At 42.1% G+C, this 16,748-nt stretch carries 16 protein-coding genes, 1 rRNA gene and 2 riboswitches; of the genes, 14 read left to right on the top strand and 3 right to left on the bottom strand.

Annotation, left to right across the window (positions count from 1 at the left end):
* Positions 1-95, top strand: a 5S ribosomal RNA gene (rrf, locus tag ACFFHF_RS17990); the annotation flags it as partial.
* 471 nt (positions 96-566) lie between these two features.
* On the opposite strand, the gene kimA is transcribed toward rrf, so the two are convergent.
* Positions 567-2,393, bottom strand: coding sequence for a potassium transporter KimA (kimA, locus tag ACFFHF_RS17985; RefSeq protein WP_377058739.1), 1,827 nt, complete (start codon positions 2,391-2,393; stop codon positions 567-569).
* A gap of 113 nt (positions 2,394-2,506) precedes the next feature.
* Positions 2,507-2,635: riboswitch (cyclic di-AMP (ydaO/yuaA leader) on the bottom strand.
* A gap of 156 nt (positions 2,636-2,791) precedes the next feature.
* On the opposite strand from kimA, the gene ACFFHF_RS17980 reads away from it, so the two are divergent.
* The 13 genes from ACFFHF_RS17980 to purD all read left to right on the top strand — a co-directional run bounded on the left by ACFFHF_RS17980 (position 2,792) and on the right by purD (position 16,112).
* Positions 2,792-2,992: an NETI motif-containing protein gene (locus ACFFHF_RS17980; RefSeq protein WP_160548543.1), complete on the top strand. Its 201-nt coding sequence runs from the start codon at positions 2,792-2,794 to the stop codon at positions 2,990-2,992.
* Between the two features lie 86 nt (positions 2,993-3,078).
* Positions 3,079-3,180: riboswitch (purine riboswitch) on the top strand.
* A gap of 123 nt (positions 3,181-3,303) precedes the next feature.
* Entirely contained in the window at positions 3,304-3,792 is a 489-nt protein-coding gene (gene purE / locus ACFFHF_RS17975) for a 5-(carboxyamino)imidazole ribonucleotide mutase (protein WP_377058738.1), read from the top strand.
* Positions 3,779-4,933, top strand: a complete 1,155-nt coding sequence (gene purK, locus ACFFHF_RS17970; protein WP_377058737.1) for a 5-(carboxyamino)imidazole ribonucleotide synthase — start codon at positions 3,779-3,781, stop codon at positions 4,931-4,933. The genes purE and purK overlap by 14 nt, the downstream gene beginning before the upstream one ends.
* Before the next feature lie 3 nt (positions 4,934-4,936).
* A complete protein-coding gene (purB, locus tag ACFFHF_RS17965) occupies positions 4,937-6,229 on the top strand; it encodes an adenylosuccinate lyase (protein ID WP_160548542.1) in 1,293 nt (430 codons plus the stop codon).
* Positions 6,230-6,299: 70 nt separating this feature from the next.
* Positions 6,300-7,019, top strand: a complete 720-nt coding sequence (gene purC / locus ACFFHF_RS17960; RefSeq protein WP_160548546.1) for a phosphoribosylaminoimidazolesuccinocarboxamide synthase — start codon at positions 6,300-6,302, stop codon at positions 7,017-7,019.
* Positions 7,012-7,266 (top strand): phosphoribosylformylglycinamidine synthase subunit PurS, encoded by a 255-nt coding sequence (gene purS, locus ACFFHF_RS17955; protein ID WP_119706435.1) that lies wholly within the window; start codon positions 7,012-7,014, stop codon positions 7,264-7,266. Before purC ends, purS begins: the two co-directional genes overlap by 8 nt.
* Positions 7,263-7,946, top strand: a complete 684-nt coding sequence (purQ, locus tag ACFFHF_RS17950; protein WP_340902015.1) for a phosphoribosylformylglycinamidine synthase subunit PurQ — start codon at positions 7,263-7,265, stop codon at positions 7,944-7,946. Before purS ends, purQ begins: the two co-directional genes overlap by 4 nt.
* A complete protein-coding gene (gene purL, locus ACFFHF_RS17945) occupies positions 7,930-10,149 on the top strand; it encodes a phosphoribosylformylglycinamidine synthase subunit PurL (RefSeq protein WP_160548541.1) in 2,220 nt (739 codons plus the stop codon). Before purQ ends, purL begins: the two co-directional genes overlap by 17 nt.
* Complete coding sequence (purF, locus tag ACFFHF_RS17940; protein ID WP_160548540.1) at positions 10,134-11,546, top strand: amidophosphoribosyltransferase; 1,413 nt, start codon at positions 10,134-10,136, stop codon at positions 11,544-11,546. Before purL ends, purF begins: the two co-directional genes overlap by 16 nt.
* 110 nt (positions 11,547-11,656) lie before the next feature.
* Positions 11,657-12,682, top strand: a complete 1,026-nt coding sequence (purM, locus tag ACFFHF_RS17935) for a phosphoribosylformylglycinamidine cyclo-ligase (protein ID WP_160548539.1) — start codon at positions 11,657-11,659, stop codon at positions 12,680-12,682.
* Between the two features lie 12 nt (positions 12,683-12,694).
* Complete coding sequence (gene purN / locus ACFFHF_RS17930; protein WP_160548538.1) at positions 12,695-13,297, top strand: phosphoribosylglycinamide formyltransferase; 603 nt, start codon at positions 12,695-12,697, stop codon at positions 13,295-13,297.
* A complete protein-coding gene (gene purH, locus ACFFHF_RS17925) occupies positions 13,275-14,810 on the top strand; it encodes a bifunctional phosphoribosylaminoimidazolecarboxamide formyltransferase/IMP cyclohydrolase (protein ID WP_377058736.1) in 1,536 nt (511 codons plus the stop codon). The genes purN and purH overlap by 23 nt, the downstream gene beginning before the upstream one ends.
* A 24-nt stretch (positions 14,811-14,834) precedes the next feature.
* Positions 14,835-16,112: a phosphoribosylamine--glycine ligase gene (gene purD / locus ACFFHF_RS17920; RefSeq protein WP_340902019.1), complete on the top strand. Its 1,278-nt coding sequence runs from the start codon at positions 14,835-14,837 to the stop codon at positions 16,110-16,112.
* Here purD and ACFFHF_RS17915 read toward each other — a convergent pair.
* Together ACFFHF_RS17915 and ACFFHF_RS17910 are read right to left on the bottom strand one after the other, a co-directional pair.
* Positions 16,084-16,170, bottom strand: a complete 87-nt coding sequence (locus tag ACFFHF_RS17915) for an EYxxD motif small membrane protein (protein WP_377058742.1) — start codon at positions 16,168-16,170, stop codon at positions 16,084-16,086. The two genes, purD and ACFFHF_RS17915, sit on opposite strands and share 29 nt — an antisense overlap.
* Before the next feature lie 82 nt (positions 16,171-16,252).
* Complete coding sequence (locus tag ACFFHF_RS17910) at positions 16,253-16,534, bottom strand: YgaP family membrane protein (protein WP_340902021.1); 282 nt, start codon at positions 16,532-16,534, stop codon at positions 16,253-16,255.
* Between the last annotated feature and the right edge of the window lie 214 nt (positions 16,535-16,748).

Here is a 16,748-nt window from a genome sequence, read left to right as displayed (position 1 = left end):
GTCACACCCGTTCCCATACCGAACACGGAAGTTAAGCTTTTCAGCGCCGATGGTAGTTGAGGGTTTCCCTCTGTGAGAGTAGGACGTCGCTAGGCAAAGAAAAAAGCACCTGATTGGGTGCTTTTTTTGTTGTATTTAATTTCTATCTACTCTTTAGATATGAAATTAGAATTGAATAGTTAAAACAAATGCCTCTATTTGACCAAATACAATAGTTGAATGTTAAAACGGGTATATAGAGATGTTCTATCTGCCCGTAAGAGAGGATAAACCTTAGAAGCGGTAAAATAGAATGCCTCTATTTGCCCATGAGCAACTCGAATTGCCTCAAGCGGTAAAATAGAATGTCTCTATTTGCCCATGAGCACCACGAATTGCCTCAAGTGGTAAAATAGAATGTCTCTATTTGCCCATGAGTAACTCGAATTGCCTCAAGTGGTAAAATAGAAAGGCTCTATGTGCCCATGAGCATCTCCATTTCCCAAATAAAAATGCCAGAGTTCAATCTTCGGTCTCATAAAACAAAAAAGCACCCTCACAGGTGCTTTTTCCAACCCCGCCCCAAACTAATGCTTCAAATGATACGGTAAGGTCGAAACAACTACATTTTTTCTATAAAGCAAGAAGGAACGGATCAAAAGGCTAGATTGATTATGAAGCATGTTATGCCAGCCTTTTTTCGGTATGAACTGGGGGATTAACACAGTTACTCGGTAATTGGACTCACTCGCTTTATGCTCGACGGTGTCGACAAATTTGGAGAGTGGATGAATCATGTTTCTATAATGAGAATGTAAGGTGACCAATCGTACGTCAGGCTGCCACTCTTTCCATTTTTCCTCAAAGCGTTTTTCCTCTTCCCGATCAAAGGCCACATGCACAGCAATGACTTGGCTTGCTGATAGTGACTTAGCATAGTTAATCGAGTTCTCCACAACATGGGTAATGCCAGCTACAGGTACGATGATGACGTTCCCTTCGATGGGGAGTGCTGCTTCGCAAGTGGTCACACGAAGCTGATCTGCAATTGCCTCATAATGCTTATGGATTTTGTGAAAGACCAATACAATCACAGGAATAAAAACAAGAACCGGCCATACCTGGCTAAACTTTGTGATAAAAAACATCATTGTAACCACGAAACTTATCAGAGCGCCAGCCGAGTTAATCATGAGCTTTGATACCCAACCAGAGGGCTTTTCGCGAATCCATTTTACCATCATTCCAGTTTGGGAAAGGGTAAAGGGGATAAAGACACCAACGGCATACAATGGGATTAAATTTTCTGTATGTCCATGAAAAGTAATAATGAGCAAGATAGAAGCAAAACCTAACATCATAATTCCATTTGAATAGCCTAGTCGATCGCCTCGAAGTGTAAACATACGAGGAATAAACTTATCATTGGCTATGTTTACAGCTAATAATGGGAACGCCGAGTATCCTGTATTTGCTGCTAGTATTAAAATTAACGCGGTTGTCCCTTGAATGAAGAAATACATAAAGGTTCGACCAAAGGTTTGACTAGCAATTTGGGAGACGACGGTTTCTTCTGCCTTTGGAGTAATGCCGTAATAGTAAGCTAAAACGACAATTCCAGATAATAAAATCGCTAGTAATGTACCCATTAGCATCAGTGTCCTTGCCGCATTTTTTGGAGCAGGATCTTTAAAGTTTGGAATGGCATTTGATATCGCTTCGACTCCTGTTAACGCAGAGCTCCCTGACGCAAAGGCCTTAAGCAATAGGAATAAGCTAATTCCTGCTACTGGTGTTCCAATGGGTGTATGCAGTTCAGGAGGCACCTGACCTGTGATCACGTTAAATAGACCTACTCCGATTAAGATAAATAAGGCTAGAACAAATAAATAAACCGGATAAGCAAGAACGGAGGCAGATTCTGTTACCCCTCTTAAGTTTAGAAGTGTTAAAAAGATAACAAATACAATCGCAATCTCCACATTATAGTCATGTAAGGCTGGGAAGGCTGAAGTAATGGCATCGGTACCTGCTGACACACTTACAGCCACTGTTAATATATAGTCCACCAATAAGGATCCTCCGGCCACTAACCCTGGGTTCACACCCAGATTGGTCTTAGATACCACATACGCTCCACCCCCTTGAGGGTAGGCATATATGATTTGTCGGTAAGACAATATCAAAGCGGTTAAAAGAAGAAGTACTCCAATCGCTATTGGAATAGAGTACCAAAAAGCGATGGCTCCTATAGAAACGAGAACGATCAGGATTTGCTCGGGTCCATAGGCAACGGATGATAAAGCATCCGATGATAAAATCGCTAAAGCTTTTGTTTTATTTAACTTTTGTTCACCTAACTGGGCAGACTTCAAAGGTCTACCTATAAGTAATCTCTTTATAGAAGAGATCATGTTTGACACCACCATCTAGTAAGATTTAACTAAAAAAATCCACAAAAAAAGCCTACAAAGTCATCACGAAATAAGACTTGTAGACATTAGCCATTTTGCTCCACAAGCTCCACCTTCCTTCTCAAAAAACGCTTACGAGGTTAGCTGTCGGATTCGGGCCTCATGAGTAGCCCTACCTTTTAAAAGGATTCACCCCAGAAGAGTTGGGTCCCCCGTACCAATGGTTTCAGCGATTTAAGAATATGAAACTTTGATTATCATACTCCCACCCTTTAAAAATGTAAATGAAAATTTTGTTAACTATTATTGAACGTAAGTAAGCATAAGTAGACTTCTATTCCCCCGTATTAATGGGTATAATAGGTTACTATTAAAGGACACTGAAAGGACCATGTAACATGACAAAACCAAAAAAAACCATTTTCGAAGTTGAGGAAAACGAAACATTAAGTGATTGTCTTGAACGTATGGCGAAAGAAGGGTATACTCCTGTAAAGCGGACAGAAAAGCCCGTTTTTCAAGAAGTAAAAGAGGCGGGAGAGGTTACTTATGAGCCGATCGCCAGGAAAATTGTATTCGAAGCGCGGTTAATAGAGTAAAACACGAACATTAACTATACATAAATTATAAACGTTCGACAATTTCATTGACAGATTATATAACAGAATGTAATATATACATGAGATTAAGATTCAGAAATAGCCCTCGTATAATAATGGGAATATGGCCCATGAGTTTCTACCCGATTACCGTAAATGATCGGACTATGAGGAAATGTGATATGCCCGGAGTAAGAGGCGCTTCTTTTGTGTCTCTTCCATCTTGTATGAACAAGCCCGGACAGATTCCTTTCCTCGTCATGGAAAGAATCTGTGTGGGCTTTTTATATTATTTAGCTAGGAGGGGTACAGTGGAAGCACAAATTGGAATTATTATGGGAAGCAAATCTGATTGGGAAACTATGAAACTAGCGTGTACCGTGCTAGACGATTTAAATATACCGTATGAGAAAAAGGTGGTATCTGCCCATCGAACACCTGACTTGATGTTTGAATATGCAGAAACGGCTCGTGATCGTGGAATAAAGGTCATTATTGCAGGAGCAGGCGGAGCAGCTCACCTTCCTGGAATGGTGGCAGCAAAAACGACTTTACCGGTGATCGGTGTTCCAGTTCAATCAAGGGCGTTGAACGGTTTAGACTCCCTACTATCGATTGTACAAATGCCTGGAGGGGTTCCGGTAGCAACGGTTGCCATTGGAACAGCTGGTGCGACGAATGCGGGATTGCTTGCTGCTCAAATATTAGGAGCCTTTAACGAAGAGATTGCTTTAAAGCTTCAGGAGAAAAGAGAAGCAACGAAACAAACTGTTTTGGAAAGTAGTGATGAGCTTGTCTAATCCAGTGATTTTGCCAGGACAAACGATTGGGATTATCGGTGGTGGACAGTTAGGCAAAATGATGGCCTTATCGGCAAAAGCTCAAGGGTACCGAGTGGCTGTCCTTGATCCTGCGGAAGATTCTCCTTGTGCTCAAGTATCTGATGTGAGCATCGTGGCAGGGTATAACGATCTTGAGGCAATCAAAGAACTTGCGAGTGTAAGTGATGTGATCACCTATGAGTTTGAAAATATTGATGCAGAAGCTTTAAAATGGCTGGCAGAGCATGCTTATGTACCACAAGGAACCCAATTGCTAGAGGTCACTCAAAACCGAATCACTGAAAAAGCAGCTATTGAAAAGGCTGGAGTGAAAGTGGCTCCTTATGCGGTCATCCATTCTGTACAAGACATTTATGATAATATAAAAAGGCTTGGATTTCCTGCTGTTTTAAAGACAGCTACTGGTGGATACGATGGCAAAGGTCAACTGGTCATCAAGACAGAACAGGATCTGCCATTGGCTGAGAAGTTACTAGAACATGGTTCGTGTGTGTTAGAGAAGTGGATTCCTTTTGAGAAGGAAATTTCAGTAATCGTTGTTCGCAGTGCAAGTGGGCAGACTGAAGTGTTCCCAATTGGAGAGAATATACATCGAGACAATATTTTACATGAGACCATTGTTCCGGCTCGAATAAGTGGAGATGCAGCTAGAAAGGGATTAGAGCTTGCAAAAAAGCTTGCCTCAGCCTTGCAGTTGGTCGGCACGCTAGCGGTTGAGATGTTTCTTACAAAAGAGGACGATATTTATATCAATGAATTGGCACCACGGCCTCATAATTCAGGTCATTACACGATTGAAGCTTGTGAAACGTCACAGTTTGAACAGCATGTGCGTGCGGTATGTAACTTGCCGTTAGGACGTACGACTCTCTTAAAACCAGCAGTCATGGTAAATATTTTAGGAGAGCATCAAGAAGCTGTGCTTCAAGCCATTCCATCCGTAACAGATTGGAAAATTCATCTTTATGGAAAGATCGAACCGAAGTTTAAGCGGAAAATGGGGCATATTACCTTGCTTCGAGAGAACGTAGAAGATGCGCTAGCAGAAATTGAAGACAGTGGGATTTGGAGTAAAATTGAAGAATTGATCGGAGGATAAAACATGATTGATCGTTACACACGCCCGGAAATGGGAGCTATTTGGACAGAGGAAAATCGCTTTAAGGCTTGGCTAGAAGTAGAAATCCTTGCATGTGAAGCATGGGTAGAGCTTGGTGAAATTCCGAAAGAGGACGTTGAAAAAATCCGTCAAAATGCTTCTTTCAATATTGACCGTATTAATGAAATTGAACAAGAAACACGTCATGATGTAGTCGCTTTTACTAGAGCTGTTTCTGAAACACTTGGAGAAGAGCGTAAATGGGTACATTACGGCCTAACTTCAACAGATGTGGTGGATACGGCACTGTCTTATATGCTTAAGCAAGCGAATGATATCCTTTTAAAAGACCTAGAGAACTTTGTTGAGATCTTAAAAAATAAAGCTCAAGAACATAAGCATACGGTTATGATGGGTCGTACACACGGAGTACACGCAGAACCTACGACATTTGGTTTAAAGCTTGCTCTATGGTACGAGGAAATGAAACGTAACTTAGATCGCTTTAAGCAGGCAGCTGAAGGCATCGAATACGGTAAAATTTCTGGTGCAGTTGGAACCTATGCAAACATTGATCCGTTCGTTGAGAAATATGTTTGTGAAAAGCTTGGAATCAAGCCAGCTCCAATCTCTACTCAAACCTTGCAACGTGACCGTCATGCACACTATATGAGCACGATTGCTCTAATTGCTACTTCAATTGAAAAGTTTGCAACTGAAGTTCGTGGATTACAAAAGAGTGAAACACGTGAAGTGGAAGAATTTTTCGCAAAAGGGCAAAAAGGATCTTCTGCTATGCCACATAAGAGAAACCCAATTGGGTCTGAAAATATGACTGGACTTGCTCGTGTGATTCGTGGATACATGATGACTGCATACGAAAATGTTTCGCTTTGGCATGAAAGAGATATTTCCCACTCTTCTGCTGAAAGAGTCATTCTTCCAGATGCAACGATCGCACTCAACTATATGTTGAACCGTTTTGGAAACATTGTGAAAAACTTAACGGTCTTCCCTGAGAATATGAAGAGAAACATGGATCGTACACTTGGCTTGATTTACTCACAACGTGTTCTTCTTGCGCTAATTGACAAAGGATTAACTCGTGAACAAGCATACGATACGGTTCAACCTAGAGCAATGGAAGCTTGGGAAAAGCAAGTTCATTTCCGCTCACTTATCGAAAGTGACGAACTGATTACTAGCAAGTTAAGCCCAGCTGAAATCGATGATTGCTTCGACTACAACTACCATATCAAGTACGTAGATACCATTTTTGAAAGATTAGGTTTATAAAAAGAAGCGTCCCAGCGGCGCTTCTACTCAAAAAATTGCCAATATTCCGATTCAGGAGGTACGATTGCTAATGGAAAAAGGTTCCTTATTATACGAAGGCAAGGCGAAACGGGTGTACAAAACGGATGATGAACAAATTGTTTGGATTGAGTACAAGGATTCAGCTACTGCTTTTAATGGTGAAAAAAAGGCAACAATCGATGGGAAGGGTCGCTTGAATAACGAGATTACTAGTTTGTTATTTTTAAAGCTTCATGACGCGGGTATTCCTTCTCACTTTGTAAAGCGTCTTTCTGAGACTGAGCAGCTTGTTCAAAAGGTGGACATTGTTCCTCTTGAAGTAGTCGTTCGTAATGTGGCAGCTGGAAGCTTTTCAAAACGCCTTGGAGTAGAAGAAGGCAAGGAGCTGTCAAAGCCATTAGTGGAGTTTTATTTAAAGGATGATGCATTAGGTGATCCGCTTATCACAGATGATCATGTAGAAGAATTAAAGCTTGCCACTCCTGAAGAGGTAGCGCAATTAAAGGAAAAAGCACTGACTGTAAATGCGACTTTATCAAGCTTTTTCAAAGAGCTAGGAATTCGCTTAATCGATTTCAAACTAGAATTCGGGAAGAATGCTGCAGGAGAATTATTACTTGCTGATGAAATCTCGCCTGACACATGCCGCCTTTGGGATGCAGTCACAAATGAAAAGTTTGATAAGGATGTATTTCGCCGCGATTTAGGAAGTTTAACGGATGCATATGAAACAATTCTTGAAAAATTAGGAGGACCACAACATGTATAAAGTTAAAGTGTTTGTAACGTTAAGAGAGAGTGTATTAGATCCACAAGGAACTGCAGTTGTTCATTCACTACATTCGTTAAATTATCAGGCGGTATCAGATGTTCGTATCGGAAAATATATGGAATTAACAGTAGAAAAATCAGATCGTGATGTAGAAGAAGTAGTTAAAGAAGTATGTGAAAAAATCCTAGCTAACACAGTTATTGAAGACTATCGCTATGAGATTGAGGAGTGTGTTGCACAGTGAAATTTGCGGTAATCGTGTTTCCTGGCTCAAACTGTGACATCGATATGTATCATGCGATTAAGGATGAACTAGGAGAAGAAGTAGAATACGTATGGCATGACGCAACCAGCTTAGACGGATTTGATGCCATCCTTTTACCAGGTGGATTTTCTTACGGTGATTACCTAAGAACAGGTGCTATTGCTCGCTTTAGTAACGTCATGCAGGAAGTCGTGAAGGCAGCTGAAGCTGGTAAGCCGGTACTCGGTGTATGTAACGGATTCCAAATTTTATTAGAAGCAGGTTTACTACCTGGAGCGATGCGTCGTAACGAAAGCTTAAAGTTCATTTGTAAAAATGTTGAACTTCGTGTGGAAAACAACGAAACGATGTTCTCTGGTAGCTATAAGCAAGGAGAAACCATCCAAATTCCTGTCGCTCATGGTGAAGGAAACTATTATTGTGATGAAGAGACATTAACTAGATTAAAAGAAAACAAGCAGATCGTTTTCACATATACGAATAATCCTAACGGTAGCTTAGCGGATATCGCTGGAATTATGAACGAACAAGGAAATGTACTAGGAATGATGCCACACCCTGAAAGAGCTGTTGATGAGCTATTAGGTGGAGCAGACGGAGTAAAGTTATTCCAATCGATCGTTAAACAATGGAGGGACTCACATGTTGTTAAAGCTTGAGCCAAGTCCGGAGCAAATTAAACAAGAGAAAATTTATTCACAAATGGGCTTGTCTGACGAAGAATTTCAAATGGTAGAAGACATTCTTGGACGCACGCCGAACTACACAGAAACAGGTTTGTTCTCTGTTATGTGGTCAGAGCATTGTAGCTACAAGAACTCAAAACCGGTTCTTCGTAAGTTCCCAACATCAGGTCCACGTGTTCTTCAAGGTCCTGGAGAAGGTGCTGGAATTGTGGATATCGGAGACGAGCAGGCAGTTGTTTTTAAAATCGAAAGTCATAACCACCCATCGGCAATCGAGCCTTACCAAGGAGCAGCGACAGGAGTAGGCGGAATCATCCGTGACGTATTCTCTATGGGTGCAAGACCAATCGCATTGTTAAATTCTCTACGTTTCGGTGAGTTAGACGCATCGAGCCGTGTTCAATATTTGTTTAAAGAAGTGGTTGCTGGAATCGCGGGTTACGGAAACTGTATCGGTATCCCAACGGTTGGTGGAGAAATTCAGTTTGATGCATGCTACGAAGGCAATCCACTTGTTAACGCCATGTGTGTCGGCTTAATTGACCATAAGGATATTAAAAAAGGTCAAGCGCACGGTGTTGGTAACACAGTAATGTACGTAGGAGCTAAAACTGGTCGTGATGGAATCCACGGTGCAACGTTCGCATCAGAAGAACTAACGGAGACATCAGATGAGAATCGTCCAGCAGTTCAAGTAGGAGATCCATTCATGGAGAAGCTTTTACTAGAAGCTTGCCTTGAATTGGTTAAATGTGATGCTCTTGTTGGAATTCAAGACATGGGAGCAGCGGGTCTTACTAGCTCATCAGCGGAGATGGCAAGTAAAGCAGGCTCAGGAATTGAGATGAATCTTGACCTTGTTCCACAGCGTGAAAAAGGAATGACCGCTTACGAAATGATGCTTTCTGAGTCTCAAGAGCGTATGCTAATCGTTGTTGAAAAGGGTCGTGAACAAGAAATTGCTGATATCGTTGGTAAGTACGATTTAGATGCAGTGGCTATCGGTGTAGTTACAGACGATAAAATGCTTCGTTTAGTTCATAACGGTGAGGTTGTTGCGAATGTTCCTGCTGATGCTCTTGCAGAAGAAGCACCAGTTTACCACAAGCCATCTTTAGAACCTGCGTACTTCCGTGAGTTCCAAGCGATGGAGAACACAGTGCCAGAAGTTAAAGATCATAACGAAACGTTAGTAAATCTTCTTAAGCAAGCGACGATTGCAAGCAAAGAGTGGGTTTACGATCAATACGATTATATGGTTCGTACAAGTACAGTGGTTGCGCCAGGAAGTGATGCAGCAGTGGTTCGTATTCGTGGAACTAGAAAAGCACTAGCGATGACAACGGACTGTAACTCTCGCTACATTTACTTGGATCCAGAAACAGGCGGAAAAATCGCAGTGGCTGAAGCGGCACGTAATATTGTTGCTTCTGGTGGGGTACCACTTGCGATCACGGACTGCTTAAACTTCGGAAATCCAGAGAAGCCAGAAATTTTCTGGCAGATTGAAAAATCGGTTGATGGTATGAGTGAAGCGTGTAACGTTTTAAGCACACCAGTAATTGGTGGGAACGTATCACTTTACAATGAAAGAAGTGGAACGGCTGTTTATCCAACACCGGTTGTTGGAATGGTTGGATTAATCGAGGACATCGATCATATTACTACGCAAAGCTTTAAAGATGCGGGAGATTTAATCTATCTAATCGGGGAAACAAAGCCTGAATTTGGTGGAAGTGAGCTTCAAAAGCTGACACACAACAATATCTTTGGTAAAGCGCCAGAGCTTAACCTTGAGGTAGAAGAGAAAGCTCAAAAGCAAGTTCTTTCAGCGATTCGTGCAGGAGTGGTAGCATCTGCTCATGACGTGTCTGAAGGTGGAGTAGCAGTAGCACTTGCTGAAAGCTTAATGGGTAGCTCAGAACTAGGAGCAGAAGTTACCCTTCAAGGCGAAGCAACAACGGCACTATTTAGTGAGTCACAATCTCGCTTCGTATTAACGGTGAAAAAAGAAAACCAAGCTCAATTTGAGAGTTTAGTAGATGCAACTTATATCGGTACAGTAACAGATACGTCTGATTTAAAAATAACTTGTGGTGATGAATTGGTCGTTACACAACCAGTTTCTACGCTAGAAAAGGCTTGGAAAGGGGCAATCCCATGCTTGCTGAGCTAAAGGGGTTAAATGAAGAGTGTGGTATCTTTGGTATTTGGGGACATCCGGACGCTGCACAACTCACGTATTACGGATTGCATAGCCTTCAACACCGTGGTCAGGAAGGAACGGGAATGGTCGTTTCTGATCAAAAGAGATTGAAGGGCTTAAAAGGGGAAGGTCTTGTTGCCGAGATCTTTACGGCCAAGGCGATGGAAGAAATGACGGGCTGTGCGGCAATTGGGCATGTTCGTTATGCAACAGCTGGAGGAGGCGGTTACGAGAATGTTCAACCGCTTCTCTTCAACTCACAGACGGGCAGTCTTGCTCTTGCGCACAATGGAAACCTTGTGAATGCGAATCAGCTGAAGCTTCAGCTTGAGGGACAAGGAAGTATTTTTCAAACGAGTTCTGATACAGAAGTGCTAGCCCATTTAATTCGTCGCGGTGGATTTTCATCGATTAAAGATCGTGTAAAAACCGCTTTAACGATGTTAAAAGGAGCTTACGCCTTCTTGATTATGACAGAAGATGAGTTAATGGTTGCTCTTGATCCGAACGGCATGCGACCATTATCCATTGCTAAACTGGGTGACGCGTATGTGGTGGCATCAGAGACTTGTGCCTTTGACGTAGTAGGTGCCGAGTTCGTTCGCGATGTATTGCCAGGTGAGTTAATTACCATTAATGCAAATGGCATTCATTCAGAAATGTATTCCATTGCATCAAACCAAGCGATGTGTACGATGGAATATGTGTATTTTTCAAGACCGGATAGCAATATTCAAGGAATTAATGTTCATACGGCAAGAAAAGCAATGGGGAAAAAACTTGCCTTGGAAGTACCGATTGAAGCGGATGTCGTAACGGGTGTACCTGATTCTAGTATTTCAGCAGCGATTGGTTATGCAGAGCAATCTGGTATTCCTTATGAAATGGGTTTAATTAAAAACCGTTATGTGGGTCGTACGTTTATTCAGCCATCTCAAACTTTGCGTGAACAGGGAGTGAAGATGAAGCTTTCTCCAGTTCGTGGAGTGGTTGAGGGCAAGCGTGTCATTATGGTGGATGATTCGATTGTTAGAGGGACAACAAGCCGTAGAATCGTCACGATGTTGAAGGAAGCGGGAGCAAAGGAAGTCCATGTGGTCATTAGTTCTCCTCCGATTCAAAATCCGTGTTTCTATGGAATTGATACGTCTACAAGAGAAGAGTTAATTGCGTCTAAGCTTTCGCCTGAAGAAATTCGAGAGATGATTGGTGCGGATTCGCTCACATTCTTGAGTGTGGAGGGAATGCTTGAAGCAATCGGGAAGGATCCACGAGAGGATCAATGCGGACAGTGCTTAGCTTGCTTTACTGGTAAATACCCAACGGAAATTTATCCAACGGAACTAACACTAGAAACGGTCAAATAAATGGCAGCAGCACATGCTGCCTTTTCTTCGGAAATCTATTTTTACATGAAAATTGTTTAGCACCGGCGTCTACTTAAGACGCTTGCGCTTTTCTATGGAGGGTTTTTACAATGGCAAATGCTTATAAACAAGCTGGGGTAGATATTGAGGCTGGATACGAAGCTGTTTCCCGTATGAAAAAGCATGTAGAGCGTACCATTCGTCCAGGTGTGCTTGGAGGCTTAGGTGGGTTTGGTGGTATGTTCGATCTTTCAAGTCTAAACCTGAAGGAGCCGGTGCTCGTCTCTGGAACAGATGGCGTGGGAACGAAGTTGATGCTTGCGTTTATGCTCGATAAGCATGACACAATTGGAATCGATGCCGTGGCCATGTGTGTGAACGATATTGTGGTTCAAGGGGCAGAGCCGCTTTACTTTTTAGATTATATTGCTTGCGGAAAAGCAGAGCCTAGTAAGATTGAAGCCATCGTTAAGGGAATTGCAGACGGTTGTGAACAAGCGGGCTGCGCACTTGTTGGTGGAGAAACAGCTGAAATGCCTGGTATGTACAGTGAAGAAGAATATGATCTGGCTGGATTCTCGGTAGGAGCTTGTGAAAAGTCGGCATTAGTTGGCGGTGCTTCGATCAAATCGGGTGATGTTCTAATCGGCCTTGCATCAAGCGGTCTACACAGCAATGGTTTCTCATTAGTTCGTAAAGTATTGCTAGAAAAAGCAGGACTTGATCTTACTCAGCACGTAGATGAACTTGGTCGCACCCTTGGTGAGGAGTTGCTACAGCCAACAAAAATCTATGTGAAGCCATTATTAGCTGCATTGAAAAAGTTTGACATTAAGGGAATGGCTCATATTACCGGTGGTGGTTTTGTAGAAAACATCCCACGTATGCTTCCAGAGGGATTAGGAGCAGACTTAGAAGAGTCAAACTGGACGGTACCAGCCATTTTTAACTTGCTTGAAAAGTATGGTGAGCTTGACCGTAAGGAAATGTATAATATTTTTAATATGGGTACGGGTATGGTAGTAGCAGTGGATAAGAAGATTGCAGACGATGTGATTCGTTTCTTTAACGAAAGTGGAGAAAAAGCTTATGCAATCGGAACGGTATCAAGCCAAGAGGGAATACACATTAGGTAAGCGAGGGACAGTATGAAAAATATAGCTGTATTTGCATCAGGCTCGGGCAGTAATTTTGGTGCGATTTTAGAAGCGATTCAATGTGGTGAGCTCGAGGTGAAGGTGCAGCTGTTAGTATGTGACCAGCCGAGTGCGTACGCCATTCAAAGAGCAGAAGAGGCAGGCGTTCCAACGTTTGTGTTTCGTGCGAAGGACTATTCTTCAAAAGAGGAGTATGAGCAAAAGATTTGTGCTCTTCTTACAGAGAAAAACATTGATCTTGTGGTATTAGCAGGGTATATGAGATTAATTGGTCCTACCTTGTTAACTGATTTTGAAGGAAAAATCATCAATATCCATCCATCGATGCTGCCGGCCTTTCCGGGTAAAGATGCGATCGGTCAAGCGTTAGCGGCTAATGTGAAAGAAAGCGGAGTAACGGTACATTACGTGGACGCAGGGATGGATACGGGACCTATTATCGCTCAACAGTCAGTGATCGTTGATGAGGGAGAAACAAAGGAAAGTCTGCAGAAAAAAATACATGAGGTGGAGCACAAGCTCTATCCATCAGTAATCAGCCAGCTTTTAAAGGGTGAAAGGAGAACGGAAAGTGAAAAAACGAGCATTAATTAGTGTATCTGATAAAACTGGGGTTGTTGAGTTTGCCCGTCATTTAAGTGAATTAGGATATGAATTAATTTCTACTGGAGGAACAAAGAATGCCTTACAGGCTGCAGGTGTTCCAGTTATTAGCGTAAGCGATGTAACAGGGTTTCCAGAGATTCTTGAGGGCCGGGTAAAAACACTTAACCCCTACATTCACGGAGGCCTTTTAGCAAAGTTTTCAGATGAAAACCACCAAAAGCAACTTGCTGAGCATAAAATTGACCCAATCCAAATCGTTTGTGTCAATCTTTATCCATTTCAACAAACGATTGCTAAGCCTGATGTGACCGTTGAAGATGCGATCGAAAACATCGATATCGGTGGACCAACAATGCTTCGTGCTTCAGCCAAAAACCATGAGTTCGTAACTGTGGTTGTTGACCCTACTGATTATGAAGTGGTACTAGAAGAGCTGAAAGCTTCAGGTGATGTAGAGAAAGCTACACGTCGTAAGCTTGCTGCCAAAGTATTTAGACATACAGCTGCGTATGATGCAATGATCGCTGAGTACATGACTGACCTTGCTGGTGAAGAAAATCCAGAAAAAATGACGGTTACTTATGAATTAAAGCAAAGTCTTCGTTATGGGGAGAACCCACATCAAAAGGCAGCTTTTTATCGTAAGCCACTTGGCTCTGTTTTCTCGATTGCTAATGCCACTCAACTTCATGGCAAAGAGTTATCATATAACAATATTAATGATGCAGATGCAGCCCTTCAAATCGTAAAAGAATTTACGGAGCCTGCGGCAGTAGCGGTTAAGCATATGAACCCTTGTGGTGTAGGAACAGGAACGGATGTTTATGATGCATTCACAAAAGCGTTTGCTGCTGACCCTATATCGATCTTTGGTGGAATTATTGCCTTGAATCGTGAAGTGGATAAACCAACGGCTGAAAAGCTTCATGAAATCTTCTTAGAAATTATCATTGCTCCTTCTTATTCAGAGGAAGCTTTAGAAGTATTAACAAGCAAAAAGAATCTTCGCTTGCTAACGATTCCGTTTGATGAAAAAGTTAAGGTAGAAAACAAGCATGTGTCAATTGAAGGCGGACTACTTGTTCAAGATCAAGACCGTTTTACACTAGAAGATGCGACTGTAACGGTAGCTACGAAGCGTGAACCTAGTGAAGAGGAATGGAAAGCACTGAAGCTTGGCTGGAAGGTTGTTAAGCATGTGAAATCCAATGCGATCGTTGTGAACGATGCTGACATGACACTTGGAATTGGTGCTGGTCAGATGAACCGTGTAGGTGCAGCGAAAATTGCTTTAGAACAAGCTGGAGAAAAAGCTACAGGTGCGGTACTTGCGTCAGATGCATTCTTCCCAATGGATGACACCGTTGAAGCAGCGGCAAAGGCTGGAATTACAGCGATTATTCAACCGGGTGGATCAATTCGTGATGAAGATTCAGTGAAAAAAGCAGATGAGTACGGAATTGCAATGGTATTCACTGGAGTTAGACATTTTAAACACTAATTTTCAAAAATGGGGGTACAAACCATGAACGTTCTAGTCGTAGGTCGTGGAGGGAGAGAGCACGCTATTTGCTGGAAGGTAAGCCAAAGTCCTTCTGTAGAAAAGGTGTTCGTCGCTCCTGGGAATGTAGGAATGACAGACTTAGCCGTACGTGTAGATATTTCTGAAGACGAACAAGACAAGCTGATTCATTTTATAAAAGAAGAAAAGATTGGTCTTACGATTATTGGACCTGAAGCACCACTTCAAGCGGGACTTGCTGATCGCATTCGCGCAGAAGGTTTAGCGGTTTTTGGTCCAGATCAAAAAGCTGCTGTAATTGAAGGCAGCAAATCGTTTGCTAAAGAGCTGATGGAAAAGTACCAAATTCCAACCGCTGCTTATCAATCCTTCACAGATTTTGATGCAGCGAAAGCGTATGTGGAGGAAAAAGGCGCTCCTATTGTCATTAAGGCAGATGGTCTTGCAGCAGGCAAAGGAGTAACCGTTGCTCTAACGTTAGAAGAAGCGATTGACAGCTTGAAAGAAATGCTCGTGAATAGCAAGTTTGGTGCAGCCTCTGCGAAAGTCGTTATTGAAGAATTCTTAGAGGGAGAAGAATTTTCTCTCATGGCATTTGTAAATGGTGACGTTGTGGTGCCAATGGAAATTGCTCAAGATCATAAGCGTGCATACGATGGCGATCAAGGACCAAACACAGGTGGAATGGGGGCTTATTCTCCGGTTCCGCAAATCAGCAGTGAAGCTGTTCAAACAGCTGTTGAAACGGTGTTAAAGCCTGCTGCACATGCGATGATTGAAGAAGGAAGAAGCTTCTGTGGAATTCTTTATGCGGGTCTGATTCAAACGACTTCCGGACCAAAGGTCATTGAGTTCAATGCTCGATTCGGTGATCCAGAAACACAAGTGGTTCTTCCAAGAATGGAATCGGACTTAGTAGAGGTCATTCTTGCCGTGTTAAACGGAGAACAGCCAACGATCGAGTGGTCATCTGATGCCGTGGTGGGTGTTGTTTGCGCAGCAAAAGGCTACCCCGAACAGCCGGAAAAGGGTAGTGTTATTGAAGGACTTGATTCTGTGAAGGAAGGACTTGTCTTCCATGCTGGAACCGATCAGAACGAGGAAGGAAAGATCGTTACTGCTGGCGGACGTGTATTGCTAGCAGCTGCGAAGGCAGACACTCTTCAAGCAGCACAAGAGCGTGTGTATGCTGAGTTATCCCATGTATCAAGTGAGGGCATTTTTTATAGAAAAGATATTGGACATAAAGCCATTACGTTTGCCGCTTGCCAGACTTCTTAATATAAACAAATAGAAGAGCAATGATACTTCCAATCAAAGCAATCAATACAAAGGACATATCGCTAACATATTCCCAAAACATATAGTGATGACTCCTTTCTATGGTGAGATTTCCCCCTCTGTGATCAGAGGGGGCTTTTTTATTGGGTATTATAAGGTAAAAACTGTTCCGTCATTGATTTTTCATTAGAAGATTGATTTTGATTGTTTCTCAAATTTTGTTCTCTTTCATAGAGGGCAGTGATTGGACAAAAACGAACGATCCCCTCTGCCACCTTCATAGCACCTAAAATTCCTAGCAATACATAGGAATCTCTCCAAGGCATTTTTGTATGTTTCGCTGTACTCCATGCTAAGACACTTAAACCAATGGTAATACGGACAAGAGCATTTAAAATGCCAATATTGGGCTTTACATTCATGAAATTGTCACTCCTTTACAATTATTTTAAAAATTTAGTACTTCTTTACTGCGTTAAACAGTGAAATATGGTACTATAAAAACCAAACCTATAAAATGTAAGGGTTTTCATTTTAGATAGGTAGTGTTGAATTTCTGACAATATTTTTGAAAAAACTGTGTCAAAAAATCTAACCAATCAATGGTAGATCTTTGGTATTTGAACTATTGTTACC

The sequence above is a fragment of the Robertmurraya beringensis genome (genome assembly GCF_042433785.1).
In the GTDB taxonomy this organism is placed as follows: Bacteria; Bacillota; Bacilli; order Bacillales; family Cytobacillaceae; genus Robertmurraya_A; species Robertmurraya_A beringensis.
Note: the sequence above shows the minus strand (reverse complement) of the source record. Positions and strands in the feature narration are given on the sequence as shown.

Excerpts from the sequence above, each read along its gene's own strand:
- kimA (WP_377058739.1), bottom strand. The coding sequence starts at position 2,393 with ATGATCTCTTCTATAAAGAGATTACTTATAGGTAGACCTTTGAAGTCT.
- ACFFHF_RS17980 (WP_160548543.1), top strand. The coding sequence starts at position 2,792 with ATGACAAAACCAAAAAAAACCATTTTCGAAGTTGAGGAAAACGAAACA.
- ACFFHF_RS17910 (WP_340902021.1), bottom strand. The coding sequence starts at position 16,534 with ATGAATGTAAAGCCCAATATTGGCATTTTAAATGCTCTTGTCCGTATT.
- purB (WP_160548542.1), top strand. The coding sequence starts at position 4,937 with ATGATTGATCGTTACACACGCCCGGAAATGGGAGCTATTTGGACAGAG.
- purS (WP_119706435.1), top strand. The coding sequence starts at position 7,012 with ATGTATAAAGTTAAAGTGTTTGTAACGTTAAGAGAGAGTGTATTAGAT.
- purM (WP_160548539.1), top strand. The coding sequence starts at position 11,657 with ATGGCAAATGCTTATAAACAAGCTGGGGTAGATATTGAGGCTGGATAC.
- purK (WP_377058737.1), top strand. The coding sequence starts at position 3,779 with ATGAGCTTGTCTAATCCAGTGATTTTGCCAGGACAAACGATTGGGATT.
- purL (WP_160548541.1), top strand. The coding sequence starts at position 7,930 with ATGTTGTTAAAGCTTGAGCCAAGTCCGGAGCAAATTAAACAAGAGAAA.
- purD (WP_340902019.1), top strand. The coding sequence starts at position 14,835 with ATGAACGTTCTAGTCGTAGGTCGTGGAGGGAGAGAGCACGCTATTTGC.
- purF (WP_160548540.1), top strand. The coding sequence starts at position 10,134 with ATGCTTGCTGAGCTAAAGGGGTTAAATGAAGAGTGTGGTATCTTTGGT.
- ACFFHF_RS17915 (WP_377058742.1), bottom strand. The coding sequence starts at position 16,170 with ATGTCCTTTGTATTGATTGCTTTGATTGGAAGTATCATTGCTCTTCTA.
- purN (WP_160548538.1), top strand. The coding sequence starts at position 12,695 with ATGAAAAATATAGCTGTATTTGCATCAGGCTCGGGCAGTAATTTTGGT.
- purC (WP_160548546.1), top strand. The coding sequence starts at position 6,300 with ATGGAAAAAGGTTCCTTATTATACGAAGGCAAGGCGAAACGGGTGTAC.